We start from the raw sequence: 13,476 nt of genomic DNA, 5'->3' as shown, positions 1-13,476 counted from the left end.
CACACGATCGTCAACGGCCGATCGCCGGCCCCGCCGTGCCGCAGCCGCTGCGCGATGACGGCCTCACGACCCTTCTTCCGGCGGCATCGCCCCGCGGTCGTCTTCCCATAACGGCTTGTCCTCGCCGTGGCCGTCGTGCGCCGCCACCGGCCCGCTCGCGTCGTGCTCCGTCGGCCGTCGCGCATCGCGCGGCGCGGCCCGGCTGGCACGCACCCGCCGGCGCGTCGGCGTCACCGTACGCTGTCCGCCGCCGCGGCGCGTGTCGGTCGCCTCGGCCTCCTTCGTTTGTCGTGCCTTCGAAGTCGTGTTCATCTTGCTCTCCCGTGTCATGAAACAGTCGTCGAACGAGCGTCGCAATTCCGGTGCCGCCGCCGGGCAGGCATCTTGCTGCGCTTCACGCGAACCGACGTCCGGAGGAGACAATGTCCACCCATTCCAACCCGCCGCCCGCCACGCGCCGCCGGCTCGGCGACTGGATGGCGCGCGAAGAGGCTCATATGGCCGCGTTCCGCGAGAAAGTCGCGGCGCAAGCGCGCGCGCATGCCGGCGACCGGCTGCGCACGCCGGCCGTGCAGGACCTCGCGCGGCTGTTCGACGATCACGCGGTGTTGCGCATGGGCCTGACCCGCGCGATCGACGAAGCGGTCGAATCGGGCCGCCGGCTGGGCTATGCGTCGATCGGCGAACTGATGACGGTGCTCGACCACCTGATGACCTACACGCCGCCGTTCAGCGAAGCGAGCCTGATCGTCTGCCCGATCAATGCGTTCCTGGACTGGCCGATGTGCATGCCGTCCGGCCACGCGGTGTTTCGCGACCAGACCGTCAACGCCCACCTGAAGCGCATGCTGACCGTGTGGTGCGACTTCCTCGGCGGCCCGCACTCGCGCGCGCATCTCGACACGTCGGCGCCCGACGGCTGGTTCTGCGACGAAGCGTACGAGCGCCTCGGCCTGTCGCAATTCCGGTATCGCGACGACCAGCCGCACTGGGGGTTCGATTCGTGGAACGATTTCTTCACGCGACGCTTTCGCGACGGCGCGCGGCCGGTCGCGGCGCCCGACGATCCGCACGTGATCGTCAGCGCGTGCGAGGCCGCGCCGTATCACACCGAAACGCACGTGAAGCTGCGCGACACGTTCTGGATCAAGGCGCAGCCGTATTCGCTGCGCGATCTCTTCACGCCCGCGCGGCTGTCGCTGGCCGAACGCTTCGTCGGCGGCGACGTCTACCAGGCCTATCTCAGCGCCTACAACTACCATCGCTGGCATGCGCCGGTGCGTGGTGTCGTCACGCATGCGTACCGGGTCGACGGCGCCTACTACTCGGTCGCCGAAGCCGAAGGCCCGGATCCTGCCGGACTCAACGATTCGCAAGGCTACATGACGTCCGTCGCCGCGCGTGCGGTGGTCGCCTTTTCCTGCGACGACCCCGGTATCGGCACCGTGGCGGCCGTGTTCGTCGGGATGGGCGACGTGTCGTCGTGCGTGATCGAGGTCGTGCCGGGGCAGCGCGTCGACAAGGGCGACGAGATCGGTTATTTCCAGTTCGGCGGGTCGACGTACTGCCTGCTGTTCGAAGCCGGCGTGATCGACCGCTTCCTGCATGCGCCGCCGCACGATGGCCCGGCGCCCGTCGTGCGGGTCAACGCGGCCGTGGCGATTGCGCGGTGAGCGGCGCGCGCAGCGCGCAAGCGCGAAACATTACGCGTCGGCGGTGTCGCTCAGGCCGATCGCGCCGGATTCGGCCGCGTCATGCCGCTGCACGCTGCGCAGCACCGACAGCCCGTCGGCCGTCAGCGCGGGACGGTGCTCGCCCGACGCGTCGTCGTGCTGCATCACGATCAGGTGTTGTTCGACGAGGGCGACGATGTCGTCGCGATCGATCTGGATCTGTTCCGGCGCGTGATGCGCCAGGAACAGCGCGGCAAATTCATGGGCGGTCAGCATGCTCGTTTCCCCGTTGACGGCTGCGCGCGACGCGCTCCCGGCGCCGCATCGGCGTGCGGCGCGCATCGTGCGCCGGCAACGGGATGAACATGCAGGGTCCGTGCCAGCCGGCGTGAGGCGATCGATGTCCGGGCGGCGTGCCTGCCCCGCGATGTGGCACCGGACGGCGGGTGCGCCCGGCTGGAAAAGTTTTCAATTGCGTGTAAGGCCGGCGGCCCGGGTGCGCCCGAATCCCGGCACGGGAACGGCACGCGGGTCAGCGCCGCCCGGAAGGGAACAGCCCTGCCCGCGCGCGGCCCGCCGGCGCCCGGAAATACCCGCTGTGCAGCACGACATCACCGTCATTGCCGTTCGCCAGCAGGTCCGCACATGCCGCCTCGATGCGCGCACGGCCGCGTTCGAACGCGTCGCGCAGGTCGGCCTCCAGCGCGGAGCGCGCGCCGAAATGATCTTCCAGCGCTTCGACCGTGATCGCCCAGGTCTGCGGCGTGCCATCGACCTCGACGACGAAACGCAACTGCAGCGCCGCCCCGTCGAACACGGGCGGCGCGGCGGTCAGCGTCACGTGGCGGGCGGAATCGGCGGGCATCGCGCTATGCGCCCCGCGCCGCGAGGCGATCGACCAATGCGCCGTTGAACGCGGGAAGGTCGGCCGGCTTGCGGCTCGTGATCAGGTTGCCGTCGCGCACCACCTCCTCGTCGACCCACTTGCCGCCCGCGTGCCGGATATCGTCCTGCAGGCTCGGCCAGCTCGTCATCGTGCGGCCCACGACGAGTTCGGCCGACACGAGCAGCCAGCCGCCGTGGCAGATCGCCGCGATCGGCTTGCCGGCGCCGACGGCCGCCGTCACGAATTCACGCGCGGCCGGCAGCATCCGGATCGCGTCGCCGTTTACGACGCCGCCGGGCAGCACGACCGCGTCGTAGTCGCCTTCGCGCGCTTCGTCGAACGTGCGGTCGACCTTCACGCGCTCGCCCTTGTCGACGTGCCGGAAACCCTGGATCTCGCCGCGCTGCTGCGAAATCACGTCGACCTGCGCGCCTTCGGCCGCGAGCGCGCGCTGCGGCTCGACGAGTTCGGCTTCCTCGAAACCGTCGACCGCGAGAATGGCTACCCTGCAATGATCCAGCCTGCCGCTCATGAATGCCTCCGTCGGAATGGCGGCACACGTCGTGCCGCGTCGATTGCGCCGCAATCGGCGTACCGGCCGGGGAACCACCCCGCAATCACGCGAAGGCCGCCGCGCGCGTGCGCGCGGCCGGCCATTCGACGTCGCCACGTACCGGCTGCAAAGATTTCAACGGGATGTAATCCGATGCGGCAGGGCGATCCGCCACGGCTACTGCAGATGGCGCGCGGCGTCGAGCATCGCGTCGGTCAGTTCGACCGTCAGCGTCAGGTGCTCGTCGGTGTCGGGCAACTGGTCGAGCGTCTGCTGCACGGCCTCGTGCAGCATCGCGTGCACGCGCATCCGTGCGCCGTCGTCGAGATCCGCGTAACGCTCCATCGTGTCGCAGTCGAGTGCGAGCACGACCGCATGCCGCGCGGCCTCGGGCGGCGCTTCGGGCGTGAGCGCCCATGCCGCATGGAACATGATCCGGCCCGTTTCGACATCGACCTGGACGGTCGTGTCGAGATCGTCCGCGTCGATCGCGTCGCCGTCGATCTCTTCGTTCTCCAGCAAAATCCGGGAATTCGATTGCATGATGTCCTCCTGCGTGGTGGCGGTGCGCCGGTCCTGGAAACCGCGCCGCCATCGCGCCGTGCCGGCCGCGCCGGCACGACACCGTCGATTACCGCCTCAATATCCGCTCGAACCCGCGCCGCCGGCCCCGCCGCCGCCCGAGCCCGTCGCCCCCGGCGAGCCGCCGTTGCCCGCGCCCGTACCGCCACCGACACCGCCCCCCGCGGCACCGCTGCCGCCCGCACCCGCACCGTTGGGGCCGCCGCCCGGCTTCACGTGGCCTGCCGCCCCGCTGTGCGACGGCATGCCGTGCTTCGCGCCGTGCCGCTTCGGGCTGGCGGGCGGAGGCGGCGCGGCCGTATTGCCGTTGGTGTCCGGCGTCGACATGTCCATCGACGGATTCGGTGCGCCCGTTCCTTCGTCCGGACGCTGCGTGTTCTGGGCCCATGCGGCCGGCGCGGCCGCAACGATCGCGACAGCCGCGCAAGTGAGCACGCGCCGCGCGACGCACATCGATTCCAATACTGACTCCATGGTGTTGTCTCCCTGGTGGTGATGCGGTCATGGAAAAGCCTGCCCGTACCTTTCAGCAAGGCCCATGCCGTCACCGGCACCGGCGCGCCGCGCGGCACGCGGTTTGCGGCGCCTCTCACCGTACGACCCTCCCCCGACCCCATATGGAGCCGCCTTCATGCCTTCCGCCTCCGCTTCCCATGCGCACGGCAAGCGCCTCACGCGCCGCGCCGGCCGCGCCCGCAGCGCCGACCCGAAACACCGCAAGCGCTGGTCGGGCGAAGTCACGCAAAAAAGCGATGCGCTCGACCTCGAGCCCGACATCTTCAAATCCGACGATCCGGCCGCGATCGCCGCCTCGCTGAAGCGTTCGGCCGAGCACAGCCGCCGCCGCAAGGCATCGCCGTTCCAGTCGGCGATGTCGATGCTGAACTTCTACGTGAACCGCGCGGGCCGCAACCTCCCGAAAACGCGCCGCACGACGCTCGAACGCGCGAAGCGGAAACTGCGCGAGGCGTTCGGCCGCAAGCCCTGACGGCTTGCGCGCCTGCGTTGCCCGCCAGCCACGAGCGCACCCATGCACGAGACGCTCTGGTACCTGATCATCGGCGCCGTGCTGCTGGGCATGGGCCTCGCGACGTCCGCGTTGCGCCACCTGCCCTGCAGCACCGCGATGGTCTATCTCATCCTCGGCGTCGCGCTCGGCCCGGCCGGCGCCGGCCTGCTGCATCTGGACCTGGAACGCGACGGCCGGCTGCTGCGTGAAATCGTCGAAATCGCGCTGCTCGTGTCGCTGTTCGCGATCGGGCTGCGGCTGCGCGTGCCGCTGTCCGACCGGCTGTGGCTCGTGCCGTGCCGCCTCGGCCTGCTCGCGATGGTCGTCACCGTGCCGCTGCTCGCCGCCTGCGCGGTGCTCGCGCTCGGGCTCGGCTGGGGCCCCGCGTTGCTGCTCGCGGCGATCCTCGCGCCGACCGACCCCGTGCTCGCGCACGACGTGCAGGTGCACGATCCGGGCGATCGCGATCTCGTCCGCTTCGCGCTGTCGGGCGAAGGCGGAATGAACGACGGCATCGCGCTGCCGTTCGCGCTCGCGGGGCTCGCGCTGTGCGGCGCAAGCAACGCGACGCATGGCATCGCGCCGCTGTCCGGCACGTTCGCGCTCGCCGCGCTGTGGGGCATCGCGGGTGCGGCCGCGATCGGCGGCGGCCTCGGCTGGGCGACGACCTGGACGATCGGCTGGCTGCGCACGCGCCATGCGCAGGCACTCGGCCTCGAAGGCTTCTTCGCGCTCGCGCTGATCGTGCTGTCGTTCGGCGCCGCGCAGCTCGCGCACACGTTCGGCTTCATCGCGACGTTCGCGGCCGGCGTCGCGATGCGGCGCGTCGAGCATCGCGCGAGCGGCGACCGCAAGCCGCGCGAAGTCATCGGCCAGATCGATTCGGAGGACGTCGTCGCGACCGAAAAGCATCCGGAGAAGGCCCACGCGTTCATGGCCGAATCGGTGCTCGGCTTCACGATCGAACTCGAACGGATCGCGGAAGCCGTCGTGATGACGATGGTCGGCAGCGTGCTCGCGACGTTGCCGGGCGCGCTGTTCACCTGGGGCGCCGCCGCGCTGGCCGCCGTGCTGTTCGTCGCCGTGCGGCCGCTCGCGGTGCTGCTCACGCTCGCCGGTTCACCCGCGACGCACGCGCAGCGGCGCCTGATGGCATGGTTCGGCATTCGCGGAATCGGCTCGTTCTACTACCTGCTGTTCGCGCTCGAGCACGGGCCGTCCGATGCGGTGCGCCCGCTCGCCGCGCCGGTGCTGGCCGTCGTCTGCGCATCGGTGGTCGCGCATGGGATCTCCGCGACGCCGCTGATGAACTGGTACTACCGGCTGCAGCACCGGCGCTGACGCGTTCACGTTTGCACGCCGAGCCGCGCACGCATCGCGGCGGTGACGCGCTGGCGCGTCTTCGCATAGTCTTCCCACGGATCGCGCTTCAGCGTATCGAGCCGTTCGTGCAGCGTGTCAATCGTCCATTGCGCGCCACCCGTCGTCGCGGGCACCTCGTCCCAGTCGAGCGGCACCGACACGCCCATGCCGGGCCGCGCGCGCACCGAGTACGCGGCGATCGTGCTCGCGCCGCGGCCGTTGCGCAAGTAGTCGACGAAGATCTTGCCGCGCCGGTGGCGCGGCCCCATCGTCGCGGTGAAGCGCTCGGGCAACGTGCCGGCGACGTGCTGCGCGACGGCGCGCGAGAACGCCTTCACGTCGTCCCAGCCCGCGTGCCGCGTGAGCGGCACGACCACGTGCAGCCCCTTGCCGCCGCTGGTCTTGCAGAAGGACACGAGTCCCAGCGCGTCGAGCAGCCCGCGCACGAGCTGCGCGGCGTCGATCATCTCGCGCCACGGCAGCGCCGGATCGGGATCGAGGTCGAACACGATGCGGTCCGGCCGCTCGATGTTCGACGCATGCGCGTTCCAGGTATGCAGCTCGATCGTGCCCATCTGCGCGGCGCCGAGCAGCGCGTCGACGCTGTCGATCGACAGCAGCGGCCCGTGGCCGGGATCCAGTCCTTCGTGCTGCGTGACGAACGGGATCTCGCGTCGCTCCGCATGCTTCTGGAAGAACAGTTCGCCGGCGATGTCGCCCGGCGCGCGCACGAGCGATACGGGCCGCCCTTTCAGGTCGGGCAGCAGCCACGGCGCGACACGTTGCCAGTAATGCGCGAGGTCGATCTTGCGCGTGCCGCTTTGCGGATCGAGTACGCGATCGGGGTGAGTGATGCGGACCCGACCAACCTGGGCGGCACCGGATTCGCCGTGCGTGCGGCCCGCCGACGCATCGGAGCGCGTGCGCGGCGGGCGGCCGTGCGCGGATTCGGCAGGCGCGGCGGGCGGGTGCGGGTCGTGCGTGGTGCGGGGTCCATCCATCGTCGTCTCCGTGTCGGTGTGGCGCGGCACCTCGCGGACGATCTGCCGCGCCGGCTTGTCTTCGCGCAGCGCAACGAACGCCGCCTGCCGCACGATCCCGTCGCCGGTCCATTCCGCGAATTCGCATTCGGCGACGAGCATCGGCTCGACCCAATGCACGCGCGTGCGCGAACGTTCGCGCGGCGGCGGGTCGAACGGCGTCGTGGCGCGTTCGTGCTCGCGCAAGGTGGCCGCGAGCCGGTCGAGCAGGCGCGTATCGAACCCGGTGCCGACACGGCCGACATAACGCAGTGGCGGCGTGCCGTGCGACCGCCTGCCGCCCGCGGCGGGCTCGTGGACGCCGAGCAGCAGCGCGCCGAAGCCATGCCGGCTGCCCGACGGCTCGGTATAACCGCCGATCACGAACTCCTGTCGCCGCCTGCATTTCAGCTTGATCCACGCGGGCGAGCGGCCGCCGCGATAGCGCGCATCCGCGCGCTTGCCGATCAGCCCCTCGAGCCCCGTGTCGCACGCGCTCGCGATCAGCGACGCGATATCGTCGCCGAGATCGGGCGAGTAGCGCAGCCGCGCGGGGTCGCTGCCGGCGAGCAGCGGTTCGAGCAGCCTGCGACGCGCGGTGAGCGGCGCGTCGCGCAGGTCGTATCCGTCCAGAAACGGCAGGTCGAACACGAACAGCGTCACCGCGTCCGAGCGCCCGGCGCCGAGCGCGTTCTGCAGCGCCTGGAAATCCGGCAGGCCGGTGTCGCGGAGCACGACGGCCTCGCCGTCGAGCCACGCGTTGTCGACGTCGAGCGCCGCGAGCGCATCGCGCTGCAAGCGCAGCTTCGCGGTCCAGTCGCGGCCTTCGCGCGTCATCAGCGTGACGTGCCGCCGCGCGCCGCGGCCCGCGATCCGCGCGAGGATCCGGTAGCCGTCGAATTTCACCTCGTAGCGCCAGTCGCCGTGCGTCGGCGGCGCATCGACCAGCGTCGCGAGTTGCGGCGCGACGCGCTCGGGCAACGCCGCACGCACGGCGCCGTCTACCTGCGACAGGTCGGTGGGCGGCCTTTCCAGCCCGTCGTCGTGCGCCGCGCCGCGCGTGTCCGACGCGTTGCGCCGGGCGCGGCGCGATGCACGCACGGAAGGCGCCGCGTCGGCCGGTGCCGGATCGCGCGCGGCCCGCGTGTGTCCGTCATGCACGCTGCCCGGCCGCTGGGCAACGACATCGAACGTCTCGGCGTCGCGCGCGTCGTCGTCGCGTTCCTTGATCAACAGCCATTGCGCCTGGCGGCCCTGCTGCCGCCCGCTGCGCACGAGCGCCCAGCCGCCGTGCAGCTTCGCGCCGTCGAGCCGGAACGTCAGCTTGCCGGCACGATAGCCGGCGCGTGCCTGTGCGACGCCGCCGTCGGGCGTCCACGTGCCTTCGTCCCAGACGACGACCGAACCCGCGCCGTAATGGCCGGCCGGAATCTCGCCTTCGAACGACGCGTATTCGAGCGGATGATCCTCGACGTGCACGGCCAGCCGTTTCACCGACGGGTCGACGCTCGGCCCCTTCGGCACGGCCCACGACTTCAGCGTGCCGTCGAGTTCGAGACGGAAGTCGTAATGCAGGCGCCGTGCGTGGTGTTCCTGGATCACGAAACGCAGCGGCCTGGCCGCGCGCGCGGACGGTCGCGCGTTGCGCCCCGTGCGCGTAGTCGCATCGGCGGAAGCGCGCCGCCGCCCGTGCGCGCCCTCGGGTTCCGGGCTCGCGTCGAAGCGGCGTTTGCGGCGATACGGATCGAGCTTGCCAGCCATCGCGTCATCCTCCGTCACGCGGCGTCATGCGGCGTGCTTGCGGCGCGCGGCGGCCTTCTTCGCCGAGTGCGCACCGGTGGCGCCGCGCTTCGCGGCCGTACGTTTCGCGGGCGCCTTCGCCGCTCCTTTGGCGGGCGCTTTCGCCGCCGGTTTGCGGCGCGCGCCGGCCGCACGCGAAGGCGCCGATGCTTCAGTATCCGCATCGTCGTCCCCACCGCCCGCGCGCCCGCCACCCTTCAGGCTGCGCTTGAGCAATTCGGTCAGATCGACGACGTTGGACGCCGCACGCCCCGTCTGCGCGGGCCGGTCCTCGATCTCCTCGATCCGGCCCGCGCGGACCTTGCGCTCGACCAGCTCGAGGATGTCGTCGCGGAACGTGTCGTGATACGCGTCGGGCGACCACGATCCGGACATGTCTTCGATCAGCTTCTTCGCCATCGCGAGTTCGCGCGCGCTGACACCGGCACGTTTCGCGTCGTCGGCCGGCACCGACAGTTCGTCGAGCGGGCGCAGCTCCTCCTGCCAGCGCAGCGTGTCGAGCGCCAGCAGCGGCCCGACCGGAATCAGCGCGCCGAGATGCTGGCGGTCGCGCATCACGACGTGCGCGATGCCGATCTTGCCGCTGTCCTTCAGCGCGTCGCGCAGCAGCGCATAGACCTTCTCGCCCTTGCGGTCCGGCACGAGGTAGTACGGCGTGTCGAGATACAGGAACGACACGGCGTCCTCGTCGACGAACGTGACGATGTCGACCGTCTGCGTCGATTCGGGGTTCGCCGCGCGGATCTCGTCGTCGGTCAGCACGACGTAGCGCTCCTTCTCGTACTCGTAGCCGCGCACGATGTCCTCGCGCGTGACTTCCTTGCCGGTGCGCTTGTTGATCTGCCGGTAGCCGACCGGGTCCATCGAGCGCTTGTCGAGCAGCCGGAACGACGGCTTCACGGTGCGCGTGGCCGGGAACAGCTGCACCGGCACGTGAACGAGCCCGAAGCTGATCGCGCCTTTCCAGATCATCCGTGCCATCGATGTCCTCCTTGCCGCGTGTGGGGTCCGGCTCAAGTCACGGCCTGCGGCGGCGGCTGCGCCGCACGATGCTGACGTGGCCGTTGCGCTCCAGGATCGCCGCGTCGACGTCGGACAGGTCGTTCGCGCCGAGCGCCTGCCGCACGCTCTCTCGAATGTCGGTCGGCGTGAGCAGCGCGGCACGCATCTGCGCGTCGTCGAAGCGGCCGTTGCGATACACCTCGCGCTCGGCGCCGACCAGCAGCCGCTCGAGCCGGCGCGAGCGCACGCAGGCCCAGCCGATCGCGCGATGCAGCAGCGCGATCGCGAACGACGCCGCGACGGTCGCCACGAACGGCGACGCGCCGACCACCGCGCGGCTCAGGATCGCGCCGAGCAGGATCCCGACCACGTAATCGAACGGCGAACGCTGGCCGAACGCGCGCCGCCCGGCGACGCGGATCAGCACGAGCGCGATCGCGGACACGACGACCGCGCGCAGCGCCATCTGCCCGGGGCCGAGCATCCGGCCCTGTCCGAACAGCGCGACGACGACGTCCATGATCGCGCGGCGGCGCTAGGCCGGCAACTCGGCCGCCTGCTGCTCGCGCGCCCAGACGCGATGCTGGCCGAGGTGGTCCGACAGCGCCTTCAGGACGGCGTCGAGATCGACGGCCTGCCCGACGCACACGCCTTCGGCCGGGTCCGGCAGGTGCGCGGCGCGCAGCAGTTGCCGCCCCGACCCGACGGCCGCGATCGGCTTCAGGTGCTTGAACGCCTCGCGCACGAAGTGCCGTGCGTCGGCGCTGTGCGCGAGATCGCCGCCATCGTCGTCGCCGCCGCAGACGAATACCGCGTCGAACATCACCGACGGCATGCCGGCCAGCGTCGCCCCCGGCACGATGCCGCCGATCGGCGCGAGCGTCGGCGCGACGATCGTCGGCACCGCGTGCGCGGCCTGCAGCGTGTCGCGCACCTGCTCGACGAGCGCCTGGCTCGTACCCGGCGTCGCGATCAGCGCGATCTTGCGCGAGCGGACGCCCGGCTTCGCGCGGCCGATCAGGCTCAGTGCCGGCGAGCGCTGCGCGACGGCCGGCGTCGCGGCCGCGTGCGGCGCGGGCAGCCCGAGCCGTTCCGCGACCTGCGCGGCGAGCCCGCCATCGAAGCGCGCGATGATGTCGTTGACCACCCGCTCGCGAATCCGCGGCTGCGTCACCTTGCCCAGCTCGAAGCAGTACGCGTCGCGGATGTGCCGCTGCTCGATCCCGGTCATGCTCTGGTAGAACAGCGCGGCCTGCGAGAAATGATCGGCGAACGATTCGCTGCGCACGCGCACCTTCTCGCCCTCGAGCGGCTCGTGCACGGTCTCGAAGCCGCCGCCGGACGGCGCGGGCGGCGTCTCGCGCGGCCAGCCGCCGCTCGTCGAATTCGGCTCGTACGACGCCTGCCCGACGTTGATCGTCTGCCGGTGCATCGCGTCGCGCTGGTTGTTCGCGAACGGGCACACCGGACGGTTGATCGGAATTTCATGGAAATTCGGGCCGCCGAGCCGGCTCAGTTGCGTATCGGTGTACGAGAACAGGCGCCCCTGCAACAGCGGGTCGTTGGTGAAGTCGATGCCCGGCACCACGTGGCCCGGGTGAAACGCGACCTGTTCGGTTTCCGCGAAGAAGTTGTCGGGATTGCGGTTCAGCGTCATCCGGCCGATCGGCCGCACCGGCACGCGCTCTTCGGGCACCAGCTTGGTCGGGTCGAGCAGATCGAAGTCGAACTGGTCCGCATCGGCCGGATCGATCATCTGCACGCCGAGCTCGAACTCCGGATAGTCGCCGCGCTCGATCGCAGTCCACAGGTCGCGCCGGTTGAAATCCGGGTCGTGACCGGCAATCCGCTGCGCTTCGTCCCACAGCAGCGAATACGCGCCGCTCACGGGGCGCCAGTGGAACTTCACGAAACGCACGTCGCCGGCCGCGTTCACGAAGCGGAACGTGTGCACGCCGAAGCCGTCCATCGCGCGAAAGCTCGCGGGCAGCGCGCGGTCCGACATCAGCCACAGCACCATGTGCGTGGCTTCCGGCACCAGCGACACGAAATCCCAGAACGTGTCGTGCGCGGATGCGCCGGTCGGCATCTCGTTCGGCGCCTCGGGCTTCACCGCATGCACGAAGTCGGGAAACTTGATCGCGTCCTGGATGAAGAACACCGGCATGTTGTTGCCGACGAGGTCGTAGTTGCCTTCCTCCGTATAGAACTTCACCGCGAAGCCGCGCACGTCGCGCACGGTGTCGGCCGACCCGCGTGGTCCCTGCACCGTCGAGAAGCGCACGTATACCGGCGTCTCGGCGGCCGGATCCTGCAGGAACGCGGCCTTCGTGTAGTCGGCCATCGGCTCGTAGACGCGGAACACGCCGTGCGCGGCCGAGCCGCGCGCGTGCACCACGCGCTCCGGAATGCGCTCGTGATCGAAGTGCGTGATCTTCTCGCGCATGATGAAGTCTTCGAGCAACGACGGGCCGCGCGCGCCGCCGCGCAGCGTGTTCTGGTTGTCGGCGATCCGCACGCCCTGGTTGGTGCGCAACGCCTCGCGGTCGGGCCGCGAACGGTTTTCTTCGAGCTGGCGCGACTTCGCGCTGTCGGGCGACGGTGCGGGCGGTGTCTTGCCGGCGGAGGGGGAATGGGTCATCGAGAGTCCTCGTGGCATGTGTGAGGCCGCCGCGACACGCGCCCTCGCGCTACGGCGCGCGCGTGCGGACAGCGGCGAAAGCCGGCGCGGGCGGAACCGCACCCGCGACCGGCCGCGAAGGGTCAGGGCGCGCGCAGCGCCGCGTCGAATTCGGTGCGTGTCACGTCGAGCGTCACGCTGCATTCGATCGCGGCATCCTCGACGCGCGGCTTGTACTCGTCGACCGCGCGCCGAGCGCGATCGCACAGCTGCGTGCGCACGCGCAGCCGGTCGGCCGCGTCGAGCGACGCATAGCGCGCGATCACGTCCGGATCGAACCGCAGGTCGACCGCGCAGCGCCATTCGCGCGCGTCCTGGTCGGACGGCACGCGCACCCACGACACGTGGATCGTCAGCCGGCCGGACGCGTCGTCCGCCTGCACGACGACGGTCGACTGCGACGGAAAACCGATCGCGAGCGCGTGTTCGAGTTCGGCCACGCGCTGCGAACGGTCGGGTGCATCGCTCATCGGCGCACGACACCCAGCAGCAGCGTGACCAGGAAGATCACGACGAAGATGTAGAACAGGATCTTCGCGATCTCGGCCGCGCCGGCCGCGATGCCGCCGAAGCCGAACACGGCGGCGACGATCGCGATGATGAAGAAGATGATGGCGTATCGAAGCATGGAACCCTCCTGAAGGACAGCGGTCGTCACCAAACGTCGTCGTCGGTCACGCATCGTGCTTGTGTTTCGGTTTGCCGCGCACGGGCGTGGAAGCCATTTTCTCGAGCTCTTTCTCGCTCATCGATTTGGCCATCGACTTCGACGGCGGCTTGAGATCCTTCATTTTCGTTTCGCCGCGCTTGGCGGACAGCGCGGCGCCTGCGGCACGCTGCTGGGCCTGGGATTTTGCTGGCATGGTTGCGCTCCTGTCGTGAGTGCGCGGGCCGCTACGACGGGCAGCCT

Annotated in this window: 16 protein-coding genes; 3 read left to right on the top strand and 13 right to left on the bottom strand. The window is 70.5% G+C overall.

Translation table 11 applies throughout. From position 1 onward, the window contains the following. Positions 1–63: 63 nt before the first annotated feature. Positions 64–312 (bottom strand): hypothetical protein, encoded by a 249-nt coding sequence (locus HWX00_RS11470; protein ID WP_175028795.1) that lies wholly within the window; start codon positions 310–312, stop codon positions 64–66. A gap of 110 nt (positions 313–422) precedes the next feature. On the opposite strand from HWX00_RS11470, the gene HWX00_RS11465 reads away from it, so the two are divergent. Next, positions 423–1,673, top strand: a complete 1,251-nt coding sequence (locus HWX00_RS11465; RefSeq protein ID WP_175028794.1) for a phosphatidylserine decarboxylase family protein — start codon at positions 423–425, stop codon at positions 1,671–1,673. Positions 1,674–1,703: 30 nt separating this feature from the next. Here the strand turns inward: HWX00_RS11465 and HWX00_RS11460 are convergent, their stop codons facing one another. The 5 genes from HWX00_RS11460 to HWX00_RS11440 form a co-directional block, all read right to left on the bottom strand. Further along, the gene (locus HWX00_RS11460) at positions 1,704–1,949 is read right to left on the bottom strand and encodes a hypothetical protein (protein ID WP_034190091.1); all 246 of its coding nucleotides are present in this window, start codon (positions 1,947–1,949) and stop codon (positions 1,704–1,706) included. A 256-nt stretch (positions 1,950–2,205) separates the two neighbouring features. Next, the gene (locus HWX00_RS11455; RefSeq protein WP_175028793.1) at positions 2,206–2,538 is read right to left on the bottom strand and encodes a DUF1488 family protein; all 333 of its coding nucleotides are present in this window, start codon (positions 2,536–2,538) and stop codon (positions 2,206–2,208) included. Between the two features lie 4 nt (positions 2,539–2,542). Beyond that, on the bottom strand, positions 2,543–3,091 hold the full coding sequence (locus HWX00_RS11450) for a type 1 glutamine amidotransferase domain-containing protein (protein WP_175028792.1): 549 nt from the start codon (positions 3,089–3,091) through the stop codon (positions 2,543–2,545). Positions 3,092–3,289: 198 nt separating this feature from the next. Further along, positions 3,290–3,655: a DUF3022 domain-containing protein gene (locus tag HWX00_RS11445; RefSeq protein WP_049029431.1), complete on the bottom strand. Its 366-nt coding sequence runs from the start codon at positions 3,653–3,655 to the stop codon at positions 3,290–3,292. A gap of 96 nt (positions 3,656–3,751) precedes the next feature. Beyond that, on the bottom strand, positions 3,752–4,168 hold the full coding sequence (locus HWX00_RS11440) for a hypothetical protein (protein ID WP_175028791.1): 417 nt from the start codon (positions 4,166–4,168) through the stop codon (positions 3,752–3,754). A 157-nt stretch (positions 4,169–4,325) separates the two neighbouring features. Here HWX00_RS11440 and HWX00_RS11435 point away from each other — a divergent pair, with 157 nt between their 5' ends. Together HWX00_RS11435 and HWX00_RS11430 are read left to right on the top strand one after the other, a co-directional pair. After that, the gene (locus tag HWX00_RS11435) at positions 4,326–4,682 is read left to right on the top strand and encodes a DUF3175 domain-containing protein (RefSeq protein WP_034189992.1); all 357 of its coding nucleotides are present in this window, start codon (positions 4,326–4,328) and stop codon (positions 4,680–4,682) included. A gap of 42 nt (positions 4,683–4,724) precedes the next feature. Next, positions 4,725–6,044 carry a cation:proton antiporter domain-containing protein gene (locus HWX00_RS11430; RefSeq protein WP_124669534.1) on the top strand — a complete coding sequence of 440 codons (1,320 nt, stop codon included), beginning with the start codon at positions 4,725–4,727 and terminating at the stop codon, positions 6,042–6,044. A gap of 5 nt (positions 6,045–6,049) precedes the next feature. Here HWX00_RS11430 and ligD read toward each other — a convergent pair whose 3' ends face one another. The 7 genes from ligD to HWX00_RS11395 all read right to left on the bottom strand — a co-directional run bounded on the left by ligD (position 6,050) and on the right by HWX00_RS11395 (position 13,429). Beyond that, positions 6,050–8,845, bottom strand: coding sequence for a DNA ligase D (ligD, locus tag HWX00_RS11425; RefSeq protein WP_175028790.1), 2,796 nt, complete (start codon positions 8,843–8,845; stop codon positions 6,050–6,052). Between the two features lie 24 nt (positions 8,846–8,869). Further along, positions 8,870–9,865 carry a non-homologous end joining protein Ku gene (ku, locus tag HWX00_RS11420; RefSeq protein ID WP_175028789.1) on the bottom strand — a complete coding sequence of 332 codons (996 nt, stop codon included), beginning with the start codon at positions 9,863–9,865 and terminating at the stop codon, positions 8,870–8,872. Between the two features lie 37 nt (positions 9,866–9,902). After that, complete coding sequence (locus tag HWX00_RS11415) at positions 9,903–10,406, bottom strand: DUF421 domain-containing protein (RefSeq protein WP_175028788.1); 504 nt, start codon at positions 10,404–10,406, stop codon at positions 9,903–9,905. Between the two features lie 15 nt (positions 10,407–10,421). After that, a complete protein-coding gene (katE, locus tag HWX00_RS11410) occupies positions 10,422–12,527 on the bottom strand; it encodes a catalase HPII (RefSeq protein WP_175028787.1) in 2,106 nt (701 codons plus the stop codon). 122 nt (positions 12,528–12,649) lie between these two features. Next, positions 12,650–13,036 (bottom strand): DUF3022 domain-containing protein, encoded by a 387-nt coding sequence (locus HWX00_RS11405; protein ID WP_175028786.1) that lies wholly within the window; start codon positions 13,034–13,036, stop codon positions 12,650–12,652. Further along, complete coding sequence (locus HWX00_RS11400) at positions 13,033–13,194, bottom strand: DUF1328 family protein (RefSeq protein WP_027792525.1); 162 nt, start codon at positions 13,192–13,194, stop codon at positions 13,033–13,035. The genes HWX00_RS11405 and HWX00_RS11400 overlap by 4 nt, the downstream gene beginning before the upstream one ends. A gap of 46 nt (positions 13,195–13,240) precedes the next feature. Beyond that, positions 13,241–13,429 carry a DUF3008 family protein gene (locus tag HWX00_RS11395; protein WP_049028728.1) on the bottom strand — a complete coding sequence of 63 codons (189 nt, stop codon included), beginning with the start codon at positions 13,427–13,429 and terminating at the stop codon, positions 13,241–13,243. Positions 13,430–13,476 lie beyond the last annotated feature (47 nt).

The sequence above is a fragment of the Burkholderia seminalis DSM 23518 genome (assembly GCF_902832885.1).
In the GTDB taxonomy this organism is placed as follows: domain Bacteria; phylum Pseudomonadota; class Gammaproteobacteria; order Burkholderiales; family Burkholderiaceae; genus Burkholderia; species Burkholderia seminalis.
The sequence above is the reverse complement of the archived record's forward strand: the minus strand, read 5'-3'. Positions and strand labels throughout refer to the sequence as shown.